The 20,674-nt window shown below is 43.8% G+C and carries 18 protein-coding genes; 6 read left to right on the plus strand and 12 right to left on the minus strand.

Translation table 11 applies throughout. The features are described from left to right. The first annotated feature begins 60 nt into the window (after positions 1–60). From ACU01J_RS06245 to ACU01J_RS06255, 3 genes are all read left to right on the plus strand, one after another. Entirely contained in the window at positions 61–1,437 is a 1,377-nt protein-coding gene (locus tag ACU01J_RS06245) for a diguanylate cyclase (protein ID WP_481084883.1), read from the plus strand. 71 nt (positions 1,438–1,508) lie between these two features. Next, positions 1,509–1,943 carry an Mpo1 family 2-hydroxy fatty acid dioxygenase gene (locus tag ACU01J_RS06250; RefSeq protein WP_481084884.1) on the plus strand — a complete coding sequence of 145 codons (435 nt, stop codon included), beginning with the start codon at positions 1,509–1,511 and terminating at the stop codon, positions 1,941–1,943. A 14-nt stretch (positions 1,944–1,957) separates the two neighbouring features. Beyond that, positions 1,958–2,263, plus strand: a complete 306-nt coding sequence (locus ACU01J_RS06255) for a substrate-binding domain-containing protein (protein ID WP_481084925.1) — start codon at positions 1,958–1,960, stop codon at positions 2,261–2,263. A 284-nt stretch (positions 2,264–2,547) separates the two neighbouring features. Here the strand turns inward: ACU01J_RS06255 and ACU01J_RS06260 are convergent, their stop codons facing one another. Then, on the minus strand, positions 2,548–4,089 hold the full coding sequence (locus ACU01J_RS06260) for a DUF3612 domain-containing protein (RefSeq protein WP_481084885.1): 1,542 nt from the start codon (positions 4,087–4,089) through the stop codon (positions 2,548–2,550). 175 nt (positions 4,090–4,264) lie between these two features. Here ACU01J_RS06260 and ACU01J_RS06265 point away from each other — a divergent pair, with 175 nt between their 5' ends. Continuing rightward, complete coding sequence (locus tag ACU01J_RS06265) at positions 4,265–4,840, plus strand: aldolase/citrate lyase/malate synthase family protein (RefSeq protein ID WP_481084886.1); 576 nt, start codon at positions 4,265–4,267, stop codon at positions 4,838–4,840. Positions 4,841–4,901: 61 nt separating this feature from the next. On the opposite strand, the gene sstT is transcribed toward ACU01J_RS06265, so the two are convergent. The 7 genes from sstT to ACU01J_RS06300 form a co-directional block, all read right to left on the minus strand. Next, the gene (gene sstT / locus ACU01J_RS06270; RefSeq protein ID WP_481084887.1) at positions 4,902–6,122 is read right to left on the minus strand and encodes a serine/threonine transporter SstT; all 1,221 of its coding nucleotides are present in this window, start codon (positions 6,120–6,122) and stop codon (positions 4,902–4,904) included. 234 nt (positions 6,123–6,356) lie between these two features. Next, positions 6,357–7,421: a ribosome small subunit-dependent GTPase A gene (rsgA, locus tag ACU01J_RS06275; protein ID WP_481084888.1), complete on the minus strand. Its 1,065-nt coding sequence runs from the start codon at positions 7,419–7,421 to the stop codon at positions 6,357–6,359. 246 nt (positions 7,422–7,667) lie between these two features. After that, positions 7,668–8,114, minus strand: a complete 447-nt coding sequence (locus ACU01J_RS06280) for a copper chaperone PCu(A)C (RefSeq protein WP_481084889.1) — start codon at positions 8,112–8,114, stop codon at positions 7,668–7,670. 5 nt (positions 8,115–8,119) lie between these two features. Further along, positions 8,120–8,710, minus strand: coding sequence for an SCO family protein (locus ACU01J_RS06285; protein ID WP_481084890.1), 591 nt, complete (start codon positions 8,708–8,710; stop codon positions 8,120–8,122). After that, on the minus strand, positions 8,707–9,135 hold the full coding sequence (locus ACU01J_RS06290; protein ID WP_481084891.1) for a hypothetical protein: 429 nt from the start codon (positions 9,133–9,135) through the stop codon (positions 8,707–8,709). The genes ACU01J_RS06285 and ACU01J_RS06290 overlap by 4 nt, the downstream gene beginning before the upstream one ends. Positions 9,136–9,226: 91 nt before the next feature. Then, positions 9,227–9,775 (minus strand): GNAT family N-acetyltransferase, encoded by a 549-nt coding sequence (locus tag ACU01J_RS06295; protein ID WP_481084892.1) that lies wholly within the window; start codon positions 9,773–9,775, stop codon positions 9,227–9,229. 91 nt (positions 9,776–9,866) lie between these two features. Continuing rightward, positions 9,867–10,508 (minus strand): DUF2057 family protein, encoded by a 642-nt coding sequence (locus ACU01J_RS06300; RefSeq protein ID WP_481084893.1) that lies wholly within the window; start codon positions 10,506–10,508, stop codon positions 9,867–9,869. Positions 10,509–10,981: 473 nt separating this feature from the next. On the opposite strand from ACU01J_RS06300, the gene ACU01J_RS06305 reads away from it, so the two are divergent. Further along, positions 10,982–13,519 carry a glycosyl hydrolase family 18 protein gene (locus ACU01J_RS06305; protein ID WP_481084894.1) on the plus strand — a complete coding sequence of 846 codons (2,538 nt, stop codon included), beginning with the start codon at positions 10,982–10,984 and terminating at the stop codon, positions 13,517–13,519. A gap of 82 nt (positions 13,520–13,601) precedes the next feature. On the opposite strand, the gene ACU01J_RS06310 is transcribed toward ACU01J_RS06305, so the two are convergent. From ACU01J_RS06310 to ACU01J_RS06325, 4 genes are all read right to left on the minus strand, one after another. Further along, complete coding sequence (locus ACU01J_RS06310; RefSeq protein ID WP_481084895.1) at positions 13,602–15,716, minus strand: type I secretion system permease/ATPase; 2,115 nt, start codon at positions 15,714–15,716, stop codon at positions 13,602–13,604. Between the two features lie 18 nt (positions 15,717–15,734). Beyond that, positions 15,735–17,645 carry a bifunctional diguanylate cyclase/phosphodiesterase gene (locus ACU01J_RS06315; protein ID WP_481084896.1) on the minus strand — a complete coding sequence of 637 codons (1,911 nt, stop codon included), beginning with the start codon at positions 17,643–17,645 and terminating at the stop codon, positions 15,735–15,737. A gap of 5 nt (positions 17,646–17,650) precedes the next feature. Continuing rightward, positions 17,651–18,301 carry a transglutaminase-like cysteine peptidase gene (locus ACU01J_RS06320; RefSeq protein ID WP_481084926.1) on the minus strand — a complete coding sequence of 217 codons (651 nt, stop codon included), beginning with the start codon at positions 18,299–18,301 and terminating at the stop codon, positions 17,651–17,653. A gap of 76 nt (positions 18,302–18,377) precedes the next feature. Beyond that, positions 18,378–19,769 (minus strand): HlyD family type I secretion periplasmic adaptor subunit, encoded by a 1,392-nt coding sequence (locus ACU01J_RS06325; protein WP_481084897.1) that lies wholly within the window; start codon positions 19,767–19,769, stop codon positions 18,378–18,380. Positions 19,770–19,985: 216 nt separating this feature from the next. On the opposite strand from ACU01J_RS06325, the gene pdxH reads away from it, so the two are divergent. Then, the gene (pdxH, locus tag ACU01J_RS06330; RefSeq protein WP_481084898.1) at positions 19,986–20,621 is read left to right on the plus strand and encodes a pyridoxamine 5'-phosphate oxidase; all 636 of its coding nucleotides are present in this window, start codon (positions 19,986–19,988) and stop codon (positions 20,619–20,621) included. Positions 20,622–20,674: the final 53 nt, after the last annotated feature.

A 20,674-nucleotide genomic window follows, 5' to 3' on the forward strand; every position in this document is an offset into this window, starting at 1 on the left:
GTAATAGACCAAATAATGGTTTGAATTAGTATTGATAGCGCAACCGTTTCTGGGGGATAGATGACTTATCATCGGGACAGGCATTATTATGTTAGTGCTCTGTTTTTGACTATCGTAATTTTATCGATAGGGCTCATTGAGTTTCTAGACCGAAGTCAGAAGTCCTTTCTGAGAGATAGCTTATTGGCGCGAGCAAAAGAAGAACTTTCTATTGTTCGCTCAGAGCTTGAGGCTGCGATTGTTTCTGATATTTACGTGTCTAATAGCCTTACCACCTTGGTCGCTGCTAACCCTGAGTTTGAGTTCTCAGATTGGGATTTGATCGCTTCCAGTATTTTACGCAAAAGCAAACATGTTCAAGTCATAGGGCTTGCTCCCGATGATGTCATTCAATTTATCTATCCTTTTGAAGGGAATGAAAAGGCGGTTGGGCTGGATTACCGCACCATTCCAAACCAATGGCGTAGCGTTAAAAAAGCGCAAGAAGTACAAGAAATTTTCATCTCTGGCCCTGTTAATCTTGTTCAAGGAGGAAGGGGCTTAATTGCTCGAGTACCTATTTTTACTGATCCACCTTACAACACAAGATATTGGGGAGTGTGTAGCGTTGTTATTTCTCTGGATTCACTGTTTTTAGATGTGGGCATTTCATCATTTGAATACAAGTATGTGCTAGCGATGCGAGGAGTGAATAGTACTGGGAGTAATGGAGAAGTGTTCTATGGTTTGCAGCGTACCTTCGATAGTGCGTTTGCTATCGAGGTGGTTCACTTTCCTTACGGTAGTTGGGCGATTGCAGCGTCAACGAAAGGAGATCTTTTGTCCAACAGTAAGTGGTACCGGGTGCACGTGGTTAGACTGTTAGGCTATCCAATGATTGCGATTCTAATTTTAGCGTTTGCGAGCACTTTCCGTTTATATTCGCAGGCAACGAAGCGTTCCCTGCATGATGACCTCACTCGCTTACCTAATAGACGTTATTTTATGTATACCTTGAGTGAGCATTTTGATGCGGCGGTAAAAAATCCTAATAAAGATAGGTTTGCGATTCTTAATATTGATCTCGATAAGTTCAAACGTATTAACGACACCTATGGGCATGCAGCAGGCGACAAAGTCTTAATCGCAACCGCTGAACGACTTAAGAGCGTACTCAGGGCATCCGACTTAGTTGCTCGCATTGGCGGAGATGAATTTTTGATCTTGCTACCTAGAATCGGTTGTGTGGAAGATGTCGATATCATAAACATTGAATTGCAAAAAGCGGTTTGTCACACCCCGGTTATTTTTGAACAGAGCCTTATCAATATTCAGGTTAGTGTTGGCTACGCGTTATACAAACCTGAACTCAAAGACGTTGGTGAACTCCTTAGGATTGCGGATATTCGCATGTATGAAGAGAAACGCCGTCAAAGTTTAAAAGACTACACAAATTAACGCACTCAAACGGCAAGACAATCTAACCCGTGCTATAGAAATAATAGTGATGGTTGTAAAAGTGCGTGCGTATGAAAGATCTAACTCAGTGGCTTTGTGAATATGGGGAAAGTCATCAAAATCCAATCAACCAGAAAATCCATAAGGTGGCAGTGCCAGGTATCTTCTTATCCGTTGTTGGGTTAATTTGGTCTATTCCCTCGATTGAATTATCTGGCTTATCCTTAAACTGGGTTTGGGTTGCTGCATTTCCTGTTATGGTGTTTTACTTCAGACTCTCACTGAGTGTTTTCCTAATGATGTTGGGGTTTACCCTAGCTTGTATCGCTTTGGTTTGGTCGATTGAACTGCTGCAGATATCCATCTTCCTTTTCTCTCTAACACTTTTCGTTGTCTTGTGGTTGTTTCAGTTTATAGGCCACAAAATAGAAGGGAAAAAGCCCTCATTCTTTGAAGATCTTCAGTTTTTGCTTATTGGTCCAATCTGGGTGTTCCGCAAACAGTAAAGCTTAATATGCACCTGCGTGATTGTGAACAACATCCAGATGTGAATGGAATTGTTTGTACCAATGATGACTTAGCGATAGGGGCAGTATTCGAATGCCAACGTAGGGGAATTCAAGTTCCTGAACAGATGGCTATTGCTGGCTTTCATGGACATGATATCAGCCAAACTATGATTCCTAAGTTGGCAACCGTAGTTACTCCACGAGAAGAGATTGGTCGAGTTGCGGCTGAGCAACTTATCCAACGCTTAAAAGGTGCAACAGATTGGCTAGAAACGATCGATCTCGGCTATAACATCGAAATTGGTGAGAGTATATAATTGCATTTTGCAACTAGTGGGTTTTGTAAATTGCTTAAATTCGCAATATAAAAATTTGTTATGCGTATTGTTTTTATGAAATGGATTAAAAAACCACCCAAAATAACGCTATTAATGAATTTTAAAAGTTGGCACGTATCCTGCTTTAGTTAGGGTGACCCTTCTTAAGCCGAGGGTCACCTAGCCAACTGACGTTGTTAGTGAACCTAATTTGTTCACACTTATATATAGCCAATCACCTATTTTGTGATTGGCTTTTTTTCTTTTTGGCATCTTGAATGTAGCTAGCTGAGAATAATCGGACTTTCTTCGTCTTCACAGCCATTGTAACAACTTGGCTTTCTTGGGCATACCGCACCTCTTGAGCAGATAACCCTCGCGTCTGTCTGAATTCCACGTTCAATCCAGTTAATATTGAGGATCTTTGCGATTGTAGTGAACTCTTTCTGAATATGACGAGGAATTGCAGCGCTTCCTCCATTTCTAACACAGAGTGCTTTCAGCTCTCCTGCTAGCTCTAGTGAATTACCTCCCTGGGCATCAATGGCAGGATTCAAATCAATACCTGCACATAAAACTCGATTATTACCTGCAGGATCGGTCATATTGACGGATTCACAACAATAGATTCTTGGTTCATCGCCAACATTAAGAATGGAAATTTGCGCTGAGCTTCCTTGCTGAGGCTCAGACAAACGACGAAATACGGCCCAGTGTTGGCATGGATCGTTAACCTTGCGCATATTTCCCCACGGAAGCGGGATGCCATTGCCTCGGTACACCGCTTTAAGTTTGTTTTGTCCGTAAGCATCAAAGTAGTGCCAGTGTGGGTAAGGGGAGACAACAGTCATTCGACGCATCGCGACCGAAGGGGAAACTCCAGCTTTGAGGTGTACATCGATTTCATAACCACTTCTATCTAGTAATTGCCTGAAAGGAACTTTAGGACACAGTAATGCGCCGGCAAAGAAGCTCGATTCAAAGTCTCGCCATGCTTGCAAAATATCTTGCGAGTTAAGCTCTGAACTTGGTGATGCTTGTCCTTGCTCTTCCCAGCTATTGGCATGACCCACAGAAAGGACGCTCTTTAAGCCCTCTTTGCTGTGCAGGACACAGTGGCCAATGTACACTGCAAGGTCGTATTTTAATCGAGTCGGGTACTGCTTGAGGATTTCATTCAGGTAAATACTGCCAGGAGGCTCAAAGAATGAAGTCACGACTTGCTTCGCGCTGACGCCAAGCTCGTCGACAACGTCCTTCGGTGGGCGAGATATCCAACGAATCGTTAAACCGAGACTCCGAGCGATGTCCATTAAATCTTCAGCCGATAGGTTGAGGCGTTTTAGTCCGACTTCTTCGGCGGCGCGTTCCAGATCAGGAAAGTGGTTTTGGTTACTTTCTTGATGAGCACGAATTAGAAGATGAGCGAATTGTCTACCTGTAATCCCTGTTTGAGAGAGCATTTCCGGAATGGCAATTTGCAGAATGTCATTTGAGAACAGGAAACTTGGCTCAAGTGCCATGCCACTGATCCCCCCACGATTACCTTTGTCCGGCGTGATATCTGCCTGCTCGGGTTCATCATCGAGAAACCAAGCGGGATCTTTTTGAAAGACTTCGGCGATGACTTCCAGCATATCGATGCTTGGAACCCGTTTTCCTCGTTCAATCATGGATAGGTAAGAAACCGACGGGGCGTACTCTGGGTTGACTCTAATGCAGCGTGCAGAAAGGTCTTCCATAGTTAAGTGATTGCGCTTCCTAAGGTTTCTTATCTTTGTCCCTAAAAAATGGGACTGTCGAATTAAGCTTTTTGACACTGGCATTTTGTAAAATTCACACTGTAAAATTTTTGTTGTGAAATTGTAGTCAAAAATTCACTAGTATAGAAAGTAAGCAAAGTCACAAAACTAAAAACAACTCAACTCAAGTTTGAAATCTTTGCTCTAGGACATAAAGATGTGCCATTACTTTGAAATAACAGTCCGCGAGGGAAACATTATGAACATGCTTACTATCGATAAAACAGACATCCAAAAACAAGAACAACCATTTATCGCTGAAGCAGTCTTCGCGGTTGAAAAAACGAACTCGAAGCAATCTTCAGAAAAACAAACCAAAGCGAAGCAGCTACTGGACCGTATGTTCCCGCTAGAGAATGGCTCTCATCAGGAAGTGACAGCATATATGGTAGATTATCGACACCTTGTTGCTTACTTCAAAGATGGCACCCATAGCGGCTTAAAAAGTAACAAACAATTTGTTGCTTACAGCGGCGAGAAAGAGGAACCAACATCGATTTTGTTTCGAGACGGTACAGGTAGCCATGTAGAGCTGACGTTCGGCAAAAACAAAGGCACTGGTTGCGTTGAACTGATTGAAATTGACGATATTCAGCTAGAAACATGCACAATGTTTCCTCAAGAAAGCCTTGAGATATCGGCAATGCGTCACTGGATTAGTGTGGTAAGAGGCGACGAAAAAGGCAAACCAAAGGCGTGTACAGAAACCAAAGCGTACACAGCCAAGAGTGGTGAAGACTACGACTTAGAGTGTTGTTATACAATGAATAAATAGCTACAAAAACAAAAAGGCCTAGTATAAAAACTAGGCCTTTACTTTGGAATCTAAGCGGCAGTTATTTAGCCGCTTTTTTCTGTTGCGCTTTACATACCGCAGCAGTGAACACAACGTCTGTTGAGCTGTTTAGTGCGGTTTCTGCAGAGTCTTGAACCACACCAATGATGAAACCTACCGCAACCACCTGCATTGCAATTTCGTTTGGAATACCAAACAAACCACATGCAAGAGGGATTAGCAGTAGTGAGCCACCTGCAACGCCAGATGCACCACAAGCTGATACCGCTGCTACCACGCTTAATAGAAGCGCTGTCAGAAGATCAACTTCTATACCCATCGTATGTACGGCAGCAAGCGTCAACGTAGTGATAGTGATCGCTGCACCTGCCATGTTGATCGTTGCACCTAGAGGGATAGACACTGAGTAAGTATCTTCGTCTAGCTTTAACTTTTCACACAACGCCATGTTAACTGGGATATTCGCTGCGCTTGAACGAGTGAAGAACGCCGTTACACCACTTTCGCGAATACACTGAAGAACCAGTGGGTATGGGTTCTCGCCGGTTTTAACGAAGACAATAATTGGGTTTACTACTAGAGCAATAATTGCCATTGCGCTAAGCAGTACAGCAAGGAGTTGTGCGTAACCTGCAAGTGCATCGAAGCCTGTTGTTGCAAGCGTTGCAGAAACCAAACCAAAGATACCAAATGGTGCTAAACGAATAATAAAGCGTACGATCTGAGATACACCGTGGCTCAAGTCTTCGAAAACCGCTTTTGTTGTGCCTGACGCGTGATGAAGAGCAAGACCAAGACCGATAGCCCAAGCAAGGATACCGATGTAATTCGCACTCATAAGAGCATTAACTGGATTATCGACAAGCTTGAATAGTAGAGTATTTAGAACTTCAGCAATACCTTGAGGAGGTGTTGCGCCTTCTGCACCAGAGACCAACGTCAATGTCGTCGGGAAAAGGAAGCTAAGTACTACCGCGGTCAAAGCAGCGGCTAACGTACCAAAAAGGTAAAGTACGACGATAGGGCGCATATAGGTATGCTGGTTCTTTTTCTGGTTAGCGATTGACGCAGCAACCAAGATAAAGACAAGAATCGGGGCGACGGCTTTAAGCGCGCCAACAAAGAGGCTTCCAAGTAAACCCACACTTTGAGCGTGTTCTGGTGAAACAATCGCTAGACCAACACCTAATAAGATGCCTGCTAGGATTTGCAAAACCAGATTGCCGCGAGCAAAGCGTGCAATAAATGAGTTGTGTTGCATAGTTATCCCTACAATGAATTGTTTTATAGATTTGTAGTCATTTCAGTTATTTTAAACTGAAGGGGGTATACTATCGCCCTGAAATTATGTGTCTAGAATTATTTGAAATTTAGCATTAAAGGTTGCTGTGTGATGCTTGTTGTTGGTTTTGTGTTGCAAATGTGTTTTGTAGTGGTTGCTTTAAATGTAAATAAAAAGGGGCATAAAGCCCCTTTTGAATGATGTAAAATATGATTAATATTCTTTGCCCTTTTTTTGAGAGCGACTCTCTTCTTGAACTCTCTTGTAGAATTTAGTCTGCTGTTTATAAGAGGCTCTCTGTTCGGCAAGTGTCGCTGTGTTGCGCTGCTGTTCACGTTGCAACTTAAGGTAGTTGGTCAGGCGGCGCTCTTCGAGTTCCCCTGATTCGATAGCTTCACGAACTCGGCACTTTGGCTCATCTTGATGTTGGCAGTCCGAAAAACGGCACTGTGAAGCGAACGCTTCAACATCTGAGAATGTTTCCGCCACACCATCTGCACAATCAATGAGCTGCAGTTCTCTCATTCCCGGAGTGTCAATCAGTACACCACCACTAGGCATGAAGTGTAGTGAACGACTTGTCGTAGTATGTCTACCTTTACTGTCATCCTCTCGGATACCGCCAGTAAGCTGAGTATCTTGATCGAGCAAGCTGTTGACTAAGGTTGACTTGCCAACACCGGATGAGCCCATAAAAGCGACTGTTTTACCGGCGCCGCACCATGTTGTGAGTCGTTTACACTCATTTTTGTCCAACGCGTTTAGACTTTCTACCATGAGCATTGGATCAAGTGCTTGAACTTGCGTTCGAAGCTCCGCTTCATTGTTGGTTAAATCCGCTTTGGTTAAGACGATAACCGGTTCTACCTCCGCTTCATATGCGATAGCAAGGTAGCGCTCAATTCGACTTAGGTTGAAGTCGTCATTTAACGAACAAACGATAAATAATGTTGTTACATTGGCGGCAATCAGCTGCTCGTGAACTTTGCTACCAGAGGCTTTACGATGAAAAAGAGATTGCCTTTCGAGTAGACGAACAAAGCGTTGATCAGTGCCTAGTACTAACCAATCGCCAACGGTCATCGAAGGCAGAGATTTGTGAATATCAAGCTGTATCTCACCTTGCTCATTCATCAGTTTATAAATGCTGCGGTGATGTTCAGTCACTCTCGCGATTGTATGATTGTTCTCTAGATCGTCTAATGTAAGTTGCTGTTGAAATAAATTGTTCCAGCCAAGTGTCGCTAGTGACATCGGTGTTTGTGTATTTGTATTCATGGTTGCCCCAAGATTGCAGTTATACTGCAGAAATTCTTTTAGGGTCTTTTGACCCCGGTCTAGTTACACCGGGCAAATAGGAAGGGAGATTAGGAAAGCGATAAGTAATCGCTAACTCTAACGTATCTTCACCATGTTTGCCGGGCGGGTTTTTAATACAATCATCGTATCCTCCTAAGCTTGTGGGATTGATTTGCGTTGCAATAATAGCAAAAGAGGTGAGTGTCTGCCCACCTCCTTTTACTTTTAGTGATGATGTTTCATTCCGCTCATCACTTTCTTGATTGGCGCAGTAAAGGTCTGTTTCTGACCATTAGCAAAAGTGATTTGTACATCAATTTCTTCGCCTTCAACTAGTGGCTTTTTAAGATCAAATAGCATGATGTGTAGGCTACCTGGTTTGAGTTCGACGTTACCTTTAGCTGGGATCTCAATACGCTCAACTTGGCGCATCTTCATCACGTCGCCTTCTTTAAGCACATCATGCAACTCTACTTTGCCCGCGGCATCTGTTGATGCAGATACGATATAGCGAGCATTTTCACCACGGTTCATGATCTCAGCAAAAACTGCGCTCGTTTCCACATTTGGTGGGGTTGCACGTGCATAGGCGTGGTGCGCCATGATATCCATCTTCGCTTGTGCAAGTGGGCTTAATACTAGTGTGGCTAAAATTAGGGCTTTTAGTTTCATTTTAACTAACCTTTTGAAGTAATCGTTTTAAAGGCTTCAACCAGTGGGGCTGGAGTCAAAGTATGTGGCACTTTAGTGATTAACGTGCCATCTGGTTTTAAGAAGTAGAAATAAGAGCTATGATCGAGTGTGTATTTTAATTCCGAGTTTTCTAATTCGGTTTTACGAAAGATGACACCGTATTTGTGTGCTAATGGCGTTGTGACATCCAATGGTGCAGACAGACCTTCAATCATAGGATGAAAGTACTGCGCATATTTATAGGAATCCGCAGCGGCATCGCGCTCAGGATCGAGCGAAATGAAAATAGGGCGAAGCTGATCTTTGGTCGATTGGTCGATTTGGTTCAGTGCACCAGCTAACATCGCTAAAGATGTTGGACATACATCGGGGCAGCGAGTAAAGCCGAAGTAGACCACGCGAATACGCTCATCATTGGAATCAAACAGTGATACCGGTTGGTTATTTTCACCATACAAAGTCACTGAAGAGTCCACAGTATTCGGCTTACTTTCGTCTTGGAGGTCTAGGTAGCTTTTCAGTCCGAAACCAAGAACAAAGGCAGCGATTAAGATAAGAGACCAGTTTTTACTCATCTTTCCATCCTTATAGATGTTTTAAATGTTTCAGCACCATCAGTGATAGTGCCATACCACGTCATGGCTTCTGTTGTACATACAGGAAGAATTATTTGACCAGAGAATCTTCCATCACTGTTCTTGTCGAGTTTAAAGACAACTTGGCCCATATCCATCTCGTAACCCTGTAGGGAAACGAAGAGTTGTTCGCTCGAGCTTTCTGGCCAATCGACCTCAACGACCGTTGGGACAAGTGGTTGACTGGTATCTTTATCCGCTTGGACGTTTATATTGCCTTGTGTGCAAGATTGTGTGGTAATTAAACAGTATTCATCGAGAGAAATTTTGTCGTTTTTGGCTTGGATCCAGTGTCGGATATCACTGGTAAAGAATCCGCCACCGACTGCAATAATGAGTAAGAGCAGCTTAGCTACAGAAGGCATGTTATTCGTTCCATGATTGTATCGGCAGCAATGCTAGCATAAAGCTATGGTTAGCAATGGTTTAGGGAGTAAAAACTGTGCTGAGAATCAACTAGAACGAATCGCTTACCGGGTTTTTCTTAATACCATAGATTGCATGATCGAGAATCCTATCGCCAATTTTTTCTTGGTTGGTCAAAATGCCTTCTAACGTCATTCCAACGCGTTCTGCAACTCGGCGGCTCGGTTGGTTCTCTGCCGCAGCTGAAAGCTGCACTTTTTCCATACCAAGCTCATTAAAGGCTTTATTTATCAGATGATTAACGATGCGGGTAACGATCCCTTTACCTTGATGGTGTTGAGAGAGCCAATAGCCAACTTCAGCATTGAGTGTATCGTAGTTCAGTGTATTAAAACTGCAGTTTCCGACGATTTCTCCACGATAAATGATTGCGAAGGTCATCGATTTTCCCTCGGCGTATTCATGTAATACTCGCTGAATAAAGTGACGGAAGTCTTGTTCGGTTTGACAATGGGCAGGCCAAGCGAGCCATTGCGACAAATAGTCAATTTGATCGCACACGAGTGAAGCATATTGATGAGCGAATGATTCTTGGACTAATGCGAGCGAAACATCGTCGTCTATTTTTTCAGTGAACATCTGGCTTCCTCTGCAGTTTTAAACAGTAAACGTAACAAACTCTAACAGTGATGACCATAACGTATGGTTTATGTGTGGCTCTTTTGAGTTATTACTTACTGTTGATGTAAGCTTTGAACTTAGCTTGTGTCGCAGCGTCCGCTTTGTCATACCAAAAGTGCAGCATTTCTTCAGCTGTTGTATTGGCTGTTTTTCCATCTGTTGGCAGGGTAGCAGGCAAGGTCACTGGAACAACCGCTGCTGTGGAAACCGCAGCAATACCACCTTTACGGTTATACTCCGCTAGCTCAATTTGATGGTTACGTCCGATCTGCATACCATCTTTGACTAATTTGTCCTGCTTAACGGCGATGGATTGGCCATTTTTGCCCTTCAGACTCCATTCGACATTTCGAATTTTCTTCGACGCATCGTGCTCATTACGGTATTTAGGTAGCTCAAATTTTAGCTCACTGTCTGTCGCGGTAAACGTCCCGATAATTGGGTCGCTTTCTAAGATGATACGGTCTTTGCCTTGATCAAAATATGGACTGTAGGTGAACAGAATTTGGTTTTTACCATCAGGTAGGGTGAGAGTCTTGTTCGCCGCGAAAAAGCCGCCAGAAAGCTCTGGTTGTGCATCGTTCGCCACTAACACTTGCACAGTGTCTGGGATTTCAATGGTTACAGCAGCAGTAGTAAAGCCGCTAAAGCCTAGCGCAGCCAAAGTAAGTAGTGTTGTTTTAATTTTCACTTTGCGTTTCCTAATAAACATGCACTTAAGCTAAAGAGAGTGCCTAGCTTAAAGAGTCTTTGCAATATTCAAATGTAAGAAGTTGGAAAAATTCATCAATTTAACGATGTCAGCTAAGAAAGACCCAAGGGTGAACTTTGACTATGAACCCCTTCAATAACACTGCTACCGCGTGGACCGTAGCAGTGTTCAATTTTTTTAAGTTCGTTCCATATAGTTAGTCTATCTACCTAAATAACAGATTTATCGAAATTATTCTGACAGTGTCGGGATCTCTAAATTTTGACTCAACATTCAACTTGCAGTGTAACATATTGATAACTTCCGGCTAATTTTTGACCTTGCCTCGAAATAAGTTTTTATTTTTCTCATCTAAAAAAAAGTCTCTTAAATACTGAAAGGGATGTTTTCGTGCGACGAAGGCAGACTTAGCCCCAATTAGGGCAAACATTCAAGGAATGAGAGAAACAGGTATGAATCGTATGAATTTATGCGCTGCAAGTATTGCACTAGCAGTATCAAGCGCCGCGATAGCCGCCCCTTCAGCACCGAGTGTTGATGTATATGGCTCGAACAATCTACAGTTTTCTAAGATTGAACTCGCCATGGAAACAACCTCTGGCTATAACCAAATGGTGACATATCACGATGAAGCTGATATCACCATCAAGTTCAACCAATGGAGTGGTACAACAGGCGACACTTACAAAATCTACTTTGATGGTACACAAGTGGCAACCGGTCCAATTAGTGGCAGCCAAACGGATGCGACATTTAAATATGGTAAAGGTGGTTTGTACCAAATGACCATCGAAGCGTGTGATGCAACGGGTTGTAGCGTCAGTGAGCCTGTAGAGGTGACTGTAGCCGATACTGATGGAGCGCACTTAAAGCCACTAACGATGAATATTGATCCGAACAATAAGTCTTATAATACTGATCCAAATACCGTCGTAGGTACATATTTCGTAGAGTGGGGTATTTATGGTCGTGATTATACGGTAGACAAAATGCCCGCTGATAATTTGACTCATATTCTATATGGTTTCATTCCAATCTGTGGTCCAAACGAATCACTTAAGTCTGTAGGCGGCAATAGTTACAATGCTTTGATGACAGCCTGTCAGGGAATGCCTGATTATGAAGTTGTAATACACGACCCTTGGGCTGCTTACCAGAAAAGCTTCCCACAAGCAGGGCATGAACATAGTTCTCCTATTAAAGGAAACTTTGCAATGCTAATGGCTCTTAAGCAACGTAACCCTGACTTGAAAATTGTTCCCTCAATTGGTGGTTGGACACTTTCTGAACCATTTTTTGATTTCACTACTAAGGCAAACCGAGATACTTTTGTTGCGTCAGTTAAGCGATTCTTAACGACGTGGAAGTTCTTCGATGGTGTGGATATTGATTGGGAGTTCCCCGGTGGTGGTGGTGCCGCTGAAGGTAAAGGTGACCCAGTAAATGATGGTCCGGCATACGTTGCGTTGATGCGTGAGTTAAGAGCTATGCTGGATGACTTAGAAGCATCAACAGGTCGCACTTATGAACTGACTTCTGCAATTGGTGTTGGTTATGACAAGCTCGAAGATGTTGACTATGGTGATGCGGTTCAATACATGGACTACATCTTTGCCATGACATATGACTTCTATGGCGGCTGGAATAATGTCTTGGGTCACCAAACATCATTATATTGCGGTAGCTTTATGCGCCCTGGGCAGTGTGATGGTACAGGTGTCGATGAAAACGGTGAAGCATACAAAGGGCCTGCTTACTCATCTGACAACAGTATTCAACTATTATTAGCGCAAGGCGTTCCTGCAAGTAAGCTTGTTCTAGGTGCAGCGATGTACGGCCGTGGTTGGGAAGGTGTTATGCCTGAAACGCTATCTGATCCAACTGATCCAATGACAGGTGTCGGTAACGGAAAGCTGACTGGCACTCCTGAGCAAGGCGTATGGGAAGCGGGTGTAATTGATTACAAAGGCATTAAATCGTACATGTTGGGTGAAAACAAACAAGGTCTCAATGGCTTCCAATATGGCTATGATGTGCAAGCAGAAGCTCCTTGGGTATGGAACCCAACGACAGGTCAGCTAATTACATTTGATGATGACCGCTCAGTGAAAGCAAAAGGTGCGTATGTACGTAACCTAGGTCTAGCGGGTCTATTCTCTTGGGAAATCGATGCTGATAACGGTGATATCCTAAATGCGATGCATGAAGGTCTAGCTGGTGGTCCACCGCAAAATCGAGCTCCAGTTGCGAGCGCAGGTGCTGATGTGACGGTTGTTGGCCCTGCGAGCGTTAGCCTTGATGGCACTGCTTCAAGTGACTCTGATGGGACAATTACAGGTTATCAATGGACGCAAGTTTCTGGAACTCCAGTAACCTTAAGTTCGGCAAACAGTGCGATAGCAGCTTTCGATGTAGTGGAAGTTGCACAAGTTGAAACCCTAAGCTTTAAGCTTACCGTGACTGACAATGAAGGAGCGACATCAACTGATACTGTAGTTGTTACGGTTAACCCTAAAGACCTTCCTCCAGTAAATGAAGCACCCGTTGCGTCAGTATCTGCACCAGCTAACGTCAATGCAGGTGACGTAGTGCTTGTTGACGCATCGTCTTCATCGGACGCTGATAACGATGTTCTAACTTACACATGGAACGTTCCTGCAGGCCTTAATGCAACAGTTGATGGTGCGACAGTGAGCTTTGTTGCTGCTGAATATACTCAAGACACTTCATTGGCCTTCACTGTGACAGTAAGTGATGGACAAGCAGAGTCTTCTGCGTCGACTACAGTGGTTGTGGCTAAGACATCTACTGGCGGTGAAGTGTGTGACAACTTGTGGCAATCAGGCGCTGTTTATACCGGTGGTGACCAAGTTTCTTGGGCTGGAAAAGTTTGGGAAGCGAAATGGTGGACACAAGGTGATGATCCAACTCAATCAGGTGAGTGGGGCGTTTGGAAAGAAGTTGGTGCAGCGAACTGCGCGACTAACTAATAACGCAATATTGCTAACTAAATAGAAAAAGCCATTCGAGGTAACTTGAATGGCTTTCTTTTTGGGATTAGATAATAGAGGGTTAGTTTACCGCTCTTACTTTACCCTGTTTCAGGTTGTTTAGAACGTCGGCTTTAGGGCCATCAGCAATGACGCAACCTTTCTCCATAACAATGACTCGGTCTACCACATCAAGCATTGATGTTTTATGAGTAATTAGAATCAGAGTCTCGCTCTGCTTTAACTGAGCCAGTTGCTGTTTAATGTGCATTTCCGAACGGTTATCCATTGCACTGGTCGGTTCGTCCATTAACAGAACGGGTGGACGGCCTAAAATGGCACGAGCGATGGTGACTGCTTGACGTTGACCACCAGAAAGCAACATGCCGCCTTCACCTACTTGACGCTCTAAGCCCGCAGGGTCTTGTTGAGTGAATACTGTTACACCCGCACGGTTTGCAGCATCAAGTACATCGCGGTCATCTGTTAGCGGACGTCCGAGGGTGATGTTGTCACGGATACTGCCGTAAAACAGTTGGCTGTCCTGCGGTACACAACCGATATTGCGGCGAATGTCGATATGATGGAGTTGGTCAATATCCGTATCATCAATCCTAACATGGCCTTCTGTTGGCTTATAAAGGCCCATAATCAGGCGTTCAAGTGTTGTTTTACCTGAACCAATACGACCAATGATGGCAACCTTTTCGCCTGGGTTAATGGTAATGCTCAAATCACGTACAGACGCTATCGGTGAGTCAGGGTAGTGGAAAGTCACTTTATCCAGCTCAATTTTTCCGTGGACAATAGGGCGGTGAATATAGCGCTTGCCTTCTTCCTGCTCATCAGGCATTTGCATCACTTGCTCAATGATGGTCATCGATGACTTGGCTTGATTGTATCGTGTCGAAAGCAATGAAAGCTGGACCATTGGGCCGATAGCACGTCCGCTAAGCATGGTAGCAGCGATAAGCCCACCCATGGTTAGGTCACCTTCTGAAATCAGGTAAACACCAAGAATAATCATGCCTACGTTTGATGCTTGCTGTACGAAACCTGCGGTATTTTGAATGCCATCAGTGATGCGGCGGCTCTTGATGTTCCAGTTTGCCATGTGCGCGACGGCTTCTTCCCAGCGGAACTGGAACTGGCTTTGAGCTCCAAACAATTTAACGGTTTCAAGGCCAGAAAGACTTTCGATCAAGTTCGCGTATTTTTGTGAAGCAAGACGAGACCCTTCTTCGATGGTGTGACGCAATGGCCCTTGTATCAGCAGTGAGTAGATCATCAGAATTACAACTCCGACGATTGGCACGATCACTAGGTTACCCGCCATCAACCAGATAAGAACGAGGAACAGAATCGCGAACGGTAGGTCAATCAACGAACCGATGGTTGCCGAGGTGAAGAACTCACGAATAGACTCAAACTCCTGAAGATGGCGAGCAAAAGCACCAACTGACGCTGGTCTTGCCTCCATTCGAATTCCTAATACTTTACTGAAGAGTTTGGATGATATTAGGATGTCGGACTTTTTACCGGCGACATCAATAAAGTAACTGCGCATCAACTTGAGTGTTAGGTCAAACAAGAAGATCACAAATATACCACTGGCGAGCACCCAAAGGGTCTCGAACGCTAAGTTTGGTACAACTTTATCATAGACCAAGCGTGTAAACATCGGTGCTGCAATGGCAAACAAGTTGATCAGGATTGAAGCGATCAATACATCTCGATAGATTCGCTTAGATTGCCAAATAGTGCCCCAAAACCAGTGACCTTCACGAGTTTTTAGTACTTCAGGTGAACGCTCGTCATAGCGAAATTGTTTTTTAACGAGGAAGTAGCGTCCAATGTAGAGCTGGGTTAACTCTTCGATACTGATAGAGATTGGGACAAGCCCTGACTCTCCTGTGACGATCTCGGCTTCAGTTTTCTCTTCGTTAATGCTGTTTAGCACACATGCTTCGCCGTTTTTCAGGATAAGAACAACGGGGAGCACTAACTGCGAGATTTCGAGTAATGATGAACGATTTTCTTTCGCCACTAAGCCGGCGCGTTCTGCCGCGCGTGGAAATAGAAAAGGGGTGAGCTTGCCATCTGAGAGTGGCAAGCCATTAATAAGCGCTTCTGGTGAATTCGCTAAACCATAATATCGACTAATGTAGATAAGAGAGTTTAATAGCGGGTCCTGCATGCTATACCTATATAGTTGTTATTTATCTACGATGAAGCCTTGGAAGACGTCAATGAAATGTTCAGACAAGAAATCAAGTTGAGTCTGAGTTTCAACACGAGATGCAATAGTTTTAATCCCTAAGTTATGTGCGGTACGCGAAATCGACGTGAGCGTGAATTTCTGTTTCTCATCATCAAGATGGTGAGTGTACAAGTAGTCTAACTTAACATAAGCAGGGCGGAACTCGTTGATGTAGTCAAGAGACTGGAAGTTACGACCATAGTTATCGACACCAAAATCGGCACCTGAATTTCTTACCGCGTTACAGAACAGAGCTGTGTGGTGAGGCGAGTTAATAAAGCAGTTTTCTGGGATCTCGAAATGGAGCAACGAAGCTACAGAACTGTGTTTATTAAGTAGTTGTGTCACCCAACGAATAAAGCTTGGTTGAGAAATACTGCTCTGAGCGATGTTAATCGCTATTGGCTCTTTAAACTCACCAGACTCTATACGTTTGACGATCGCTTCAATAACGTATTCATCAAACAGGTGGCTGGCATTAAGTTGCTCTAGAGCGAACAAGTATTGGTTGGCACTGTAGCGCTCGCCATCTTTTTCAATCGCAGAGAATACTTCACGGTGATATGGCTGACCCCAGCTATTGTTCGCTGACTGGAATCGGAAGCTGAACCAGTCGTTACTGATGGCTTCTTCGACCAAGTTTTTCCACTGCTGTTTGCCCATTAGACTATCGCTCGTGTCACCTGTCACATAGCCGTATGTCATTTCAGGGTTAGATTTTGCTGTTGCTAGCGCATTATCCAACATGGTTAGCAATGAGGTAGAGTTGGTTGAGGCTTTGCTGTAAACGACACCAAGTGCTATGTTTGAAGTCGCCATGCCAGTTGGGTCTGCATTGATATCTTGTACATAGGTAACGATGCTTTCTGCAACCAGCTTGAGCTCCGAATCTTCCATGTTAGGCAGAATAAAGCCAAATTCTTCGGTAGAAATACGCGCTAACGTTACGTTAGGAGAAGTCAGTGATACTTTAAGATGATCCGCTAACTCGCGTACCATGCCATCACCCGCTTCGTAGCCTTTATCATCGTACAGCTCTCGGATAAAGCTCGCTTCTAAGATCGCAACACCACCAATACCGCCTTCCCCAATCCATGAATTAAGTTGACTCATGTAGTATGCGCGGTTACCAAGTTGAGACACTGGGTCAATGTACGCGCGCTCACGTAACTGCTGCGCTTCTTTCGCTTGCGCTTTAAAGGATTTCTCTAACTGGGCAGACATGCTGTTGATGCCATCCACCACATAGAGCAGATCTTGGGTCACAGGGCGAGGTAAAGGGTCGCCAAATTGGTTACGAGCCACTTGCTCCATTTTGTCGACGATGAGCTGTAATGGACGTAAAGCGCGCTTAAGAATGAATGAAATTGAGAACAAACCAATCAGCATGATCAGGCAGAATACGATGACGAGACGTTCAAATGCAAGCCATAACTGGGCGTAGGCATCCCCAGGGTGGCTGACGATTTCCACTTCGGCAAGTTGCATCCATCCACTAGTTACAACGCGTCGATCGTGGATTTTTTCGAATAAATTTAGCTGAGTAAACCACTTTGGCACATTATTGGGTTTGATAGGGTAGGAACGTAGAATCTCGTCTCCAGTATCAAGGAAAATCAAACGAACAATCGAATAGCTACTGCCATCAAACAGTGCATTGATTACCGATTCGACGGCGACTTGGTCCTTACTTTCTAGGTAAGGCGCAAGTGCAAGACCAACGGTATTAATGGTGTTGTTCACTTCGGAGCGTTGATGTTGAATGAGGTTACTTCTAGTGATATTGAACTCAATGATAAACACTGAGATCAATAGCATCAAAATAACCGCAATCATTCCCGCGACAAGTTGTTTATATAGAGTCATATTGCCTACTCATCATAATTAATTTTTGGTTTGTTTAACTTAAGCGATTTCTCGCGGGCACGAAGGTCATTCCATAGACTTAATCTTGATGACTTTCCTGCTAGCTGTCCTTGTTTAGACTTCATCAACCAGAGGTTTTTACCGTTAAAACTATAAATCGGTAATAAATCTCGTCGAGCTGATGCCTTCTTAATTTGAGGATTAATGTTGTCCAATAGTATTGGCTCTGCGCTCGGTTTTGAGTAGTAAGCCAATACCATATGGAACTGGTTGAGTTCGATTGCTTTAACATAGACCAGACGAAGTTTTCGATCTGAGACACCGAGTTCAAGTAGGGAAAAGTATTTAGCAATGGTGAAATCTTCACAGTCGCCAGCATTACTGCCTAAAAACTCGAGCGGTGTTGCCCAGTAGTCGTTCTTTCCCCAAAGCTTAATATCGTCAACGAAGTAAAGTTGGTTAAAGAAATTGTTCACTTTGGTTAGCTTGTCTCGCTCGGAAAGCGACTTGTACTGAGATATTTCATTTCGCCAAGTTTGCACACGTTTTCCCGCACGATCTCCGTACGTTCTTTTTACTGCGTCAACCCACCGCTGCTCTTGAGTATTGAGCGCGAATGACGCAGTAGATGAAAGTAACAGCAGTGAAAGTGCTATTACCGGCGTTACCCAGTGGTGCCTTCTCACGCGAGTTGTTCCTTCGTTGAAAATTGTTGATAAATGCTCATCAACGCTATTCCTTTAATGCATTTTTTTGAGCACTGAGGATCGGCTTTAATAGGTACTCTAAGATAGTACGTTTACCTGTAATGATATCCACAGATGCCGTCATACCCGGAATAATAGGTAATGAGTTGTCTTTATCTAAACTGGTTTCTTTTGTTCTTACACGGACTAAATAAAAGCTGTTTCCTTCTTCATCTGTTGTTGTATCTGCGCTGATGTGTTCAAGTGTGCCTTCTAGACCACCGTATTTAGTAAAGTCATAGGCACTGAATTTAACGACTGTGTGTAAGTCTGGGCGCAGGAATGCAATGTCTTGCGGTGCTATTTTAGCTTCAACTAACAGAGTGTCCTCACTCGGAACAATTTCAACAATATCCATCCCTGGTTGAATAACACCACCAACTGTATTGACGTTTAGTGTTTTCACCGTTCCCGTTACAGGTGACGTCACTATGGTACGGTTAACTCGGTCTTCTAACCCGACAGTTGATTCTGTCAGAGAGGAGAGTTTGTCCTGAGCTTGGTTTAGTTTTTCTTGCTGCTCAGAACGGAATTTCTGCGCAGTATCGATGCGGCTAAGCATGGCTTCGCGTATTGCTGATTCGAGTACCGGACTTTTCAGTTCACTGGATGTGAGCTCACGGCGAGTGTCGTTGACTTGTCGCTGCAATTTAAGTAGCTCAATTCTCGGTACGATTCCTTCTTCGGCAAGAGGGCGAGTTATCTCCAGTTCTTTTTTTGCGAAATTATAGCCATCTCTTAAATTACGCACTCGAGCTTTGATCTCGACGAGATCTTGCTGCTTTTGCTTTACTTGTTGGTCAATGAGTGAGATTTGGTTACGCAACTTATCTAAATCTTGGCGATATTCTGCCCTGTGGCGCGCAACTAGGTTCGGTTGTTGTTCATCAAGGACAGGTGGGAAAGCAAGTTTGTTAAAGTTAAGTTTAACGTTGTTCTGCCAGTTGCTTGCATCAAAATCTTCATTGATTTCAACACTGGTAAGGGAAGCCGATAACTGCAAAACGCTTGCGGTGAGATTAGCCACTTGCTGTTCGCGTTCACGATAGTCAGAGCGGAAACGCGTATCATCGATCAACAGTAACTGCTGACCTTTAGTGACGCTCTGGCCTTCGCGCACGAGTATTTCTTTTACTAAACCACCCTCAAGGTTCTGTACTACCTGAATTTGAGAAGAGGGAACGACCTTACCTTGTCCAACGGTGACCTTGTCGATTTCAGCCCATGATGCCCAGACACCAGCGAGAATGAAAAATAACACCATTACCCATAGCATAATTCGAGCGCTATTAGGGGTATTGAGAAGTAATGCGGCAGTTTTGTCATCGACATATTCCAACTCGTTGGGAGTTAGTTTGTCATAACTGCTTTTGCTCATGGGTGTTCCTCGAAAATTGGCTTTATTTTATTGATTTTATTACTCATCTAACAAAATGTTAAGGATTTGCTGTAAGAATAGCAGGGTTAGATGATATATCCTCATATTTTTATACTTGTCAGTTATGAAATGACCGGTGAATATGTAACTGAACTTGAGTTCTTTTGATTAAGAGCGCACAATCTTCAAAAAAATTTCGCCGAGGAGAAATAAAAGATGGAGCTTGAAGATATTCGTCGTGAATACACAAAAAGTGGCTTGCGAAGAAAGGATTTGTTGGCTGACCCAATTGCGCAGTTTGACTTGTGGTTAAAACAGGCGATTGAAGCGAAGATGACTGACCCGACGGCAATGACGGTTGCTACGGTGGACGCAATGGGCCAACCGTACCAACGTATCGTCTTGTTAAAAGATGTCGATAAACAAGGTTTTGTCTTTTATACCAATTTAGGCAGCCGTAAAGCCCAGCAGATTGAAGGCAACGCAAAAGTAAGCCTGCACTTTCCTTGGCATCCTCTGGAGCGACAAGTTCATATTACAGGTATAGCTGAGAAGTTATCTACTGTAGAAAATATGAAGTATTTTTCTTCTCGCCCGAAGGCCAGCCAACTTGCGGCAATTGCCAGTAAACAAAGTAGCCGAATCTCTGCCAGGGGCGTTTTAGAAGGAAAGTTTCTAGAGCTTAAGCAGAAATTTGAAAAAGGTGAGATTCCAGTGCCAAGTTTTTGGGGCGGCTATCGTATTCGACCTGAAAGCATTGAATTTTGGCAAGGTGGCGAACATCGTCTGCATGACCGATTCTTGTTTTCTCGAGAGCAAGATGAATGGCATATTGACCGCTTAGCTCCATAAAAAAACGCCGCTGAATTCAGCGGCGTTTTTTTATGGTTGAGGTAAAGGAATTC

This window comes from Vibrio sp. 2433-A1, from assembly GCF_056726085.1.

What these genes read in the sequence shown, in the direction of transcription:
- rsgA (WP_481084888.1), bottom strand. Translation starts at nt 7,421, where the DNA reads ATGAATACAAATACACAAACACCGATGTCACTAGCGACACTTGGCTGG.
- ACU01J_RS06325 (WP_481084897.1), bottom strand. Translation starts at nt 19,769, where the DNA reads ATGAGCAAAAGCAGTTATGACAAACTAACTCCCAACGAGTTGGAATAT.
- ACU01J_RS06310 (WP_481084895.1), bottom strand. Translation starts at nt 15,716, where the DNA reads ATGCAGGACCCGCTATTAAACTCTCTTATCTACATTAGTCGATATTAT.
- ACU01J_RS06260 (WP_481084885.1), bottom strand. Translation starts at nt 4,089, where the DNA reads ATGCCAGTGTCAAAAAGCTTAATTCGACAGTCCCATTTTTTAGGGACA.
- sstT (WP_481084887.1), bottom strand. Translation starts at nt 6,122, where the DNA reads ATGCAACACAACTCATTTATTGCACGCTTTGCTCGCGGCAATCTGGTT.
- ACU01J_RS06315 (WP_481084896.1), bottom strand. Translation starts at nt 17,645, where the DNA reads ATGACTCTATATAAACAACTTGTCGCGGGAATGATTGCGGTTATTTTG.
- ACU01J_RS06295 (WP_481084892.1), bottom strand. Translation starts at nt 9,775, where the DNA reads ATGTTCACTGAAAAAATAGACGACGATGTTTCGCTCGCATTAGTCCAA.
- ACU01J_RS06290 (WP_481084891.1), bottom strand. Translation starts at nt 9,135, where the DNA reads ATGCCTTCTGTAGCTAAGCTGCTCTTACTCATTATTGCAGTCGGTGGC.
- ACU01J_RS06305 (WP_481084894.1), top strand. Translation starts at nt 10,982, where the DNA reads ATGAATCGTATGAATTTATGCGCTGCAAGTATTGCACTAGCAGTATCA.
- ACU01J_RS06285 (WP_481084890.1), bottom strand. Translation starts at nt 8,710, where the DNA reads ATGAGTAAAAACTGGTCTCTTATCTTAATCGCTGCCTTTGTTCTTGGT.
- ACU01J_RS06265 (WP_481084886.1), top strand. Translation starts at nt 4,265, where the DNA reads ATGAACATGCTTACTATCGATAAAACAGACATCCAAAAACAAGAACAA.
- ACU01J_RS06250 (WP_481084884.1), top strand. Translation starts at nt 1,509, where the DNA reads ATGAAAGATCTAACTCAGTGGCTTTGTGAATATGGGGAAAGTCATCAA.
- pdxH (WP_481084898.1), top strand. Translation starts at nt 19,986, where the DNA reads ATGGAGCTTGAAGATATTCGTCGTGAATACACAAAAAGTGGCTTGCGA.
- ACU01J_RS06280 (WP_481084889.1), bottom strand. Translation starts at nt 8,114, where the DNA reads ATGAAACTAAAAGCCCTAATTTTAGCCACACTAGTATTAAGCCCACTT.
- ACU01J_RS06245 (WP_481084883.1), top strand. Translation starts at nt 61, where the DNA reads ATGACTTATCATCGGGACAGGCATTATTATGTTAGTGCTCTGTTTTTG.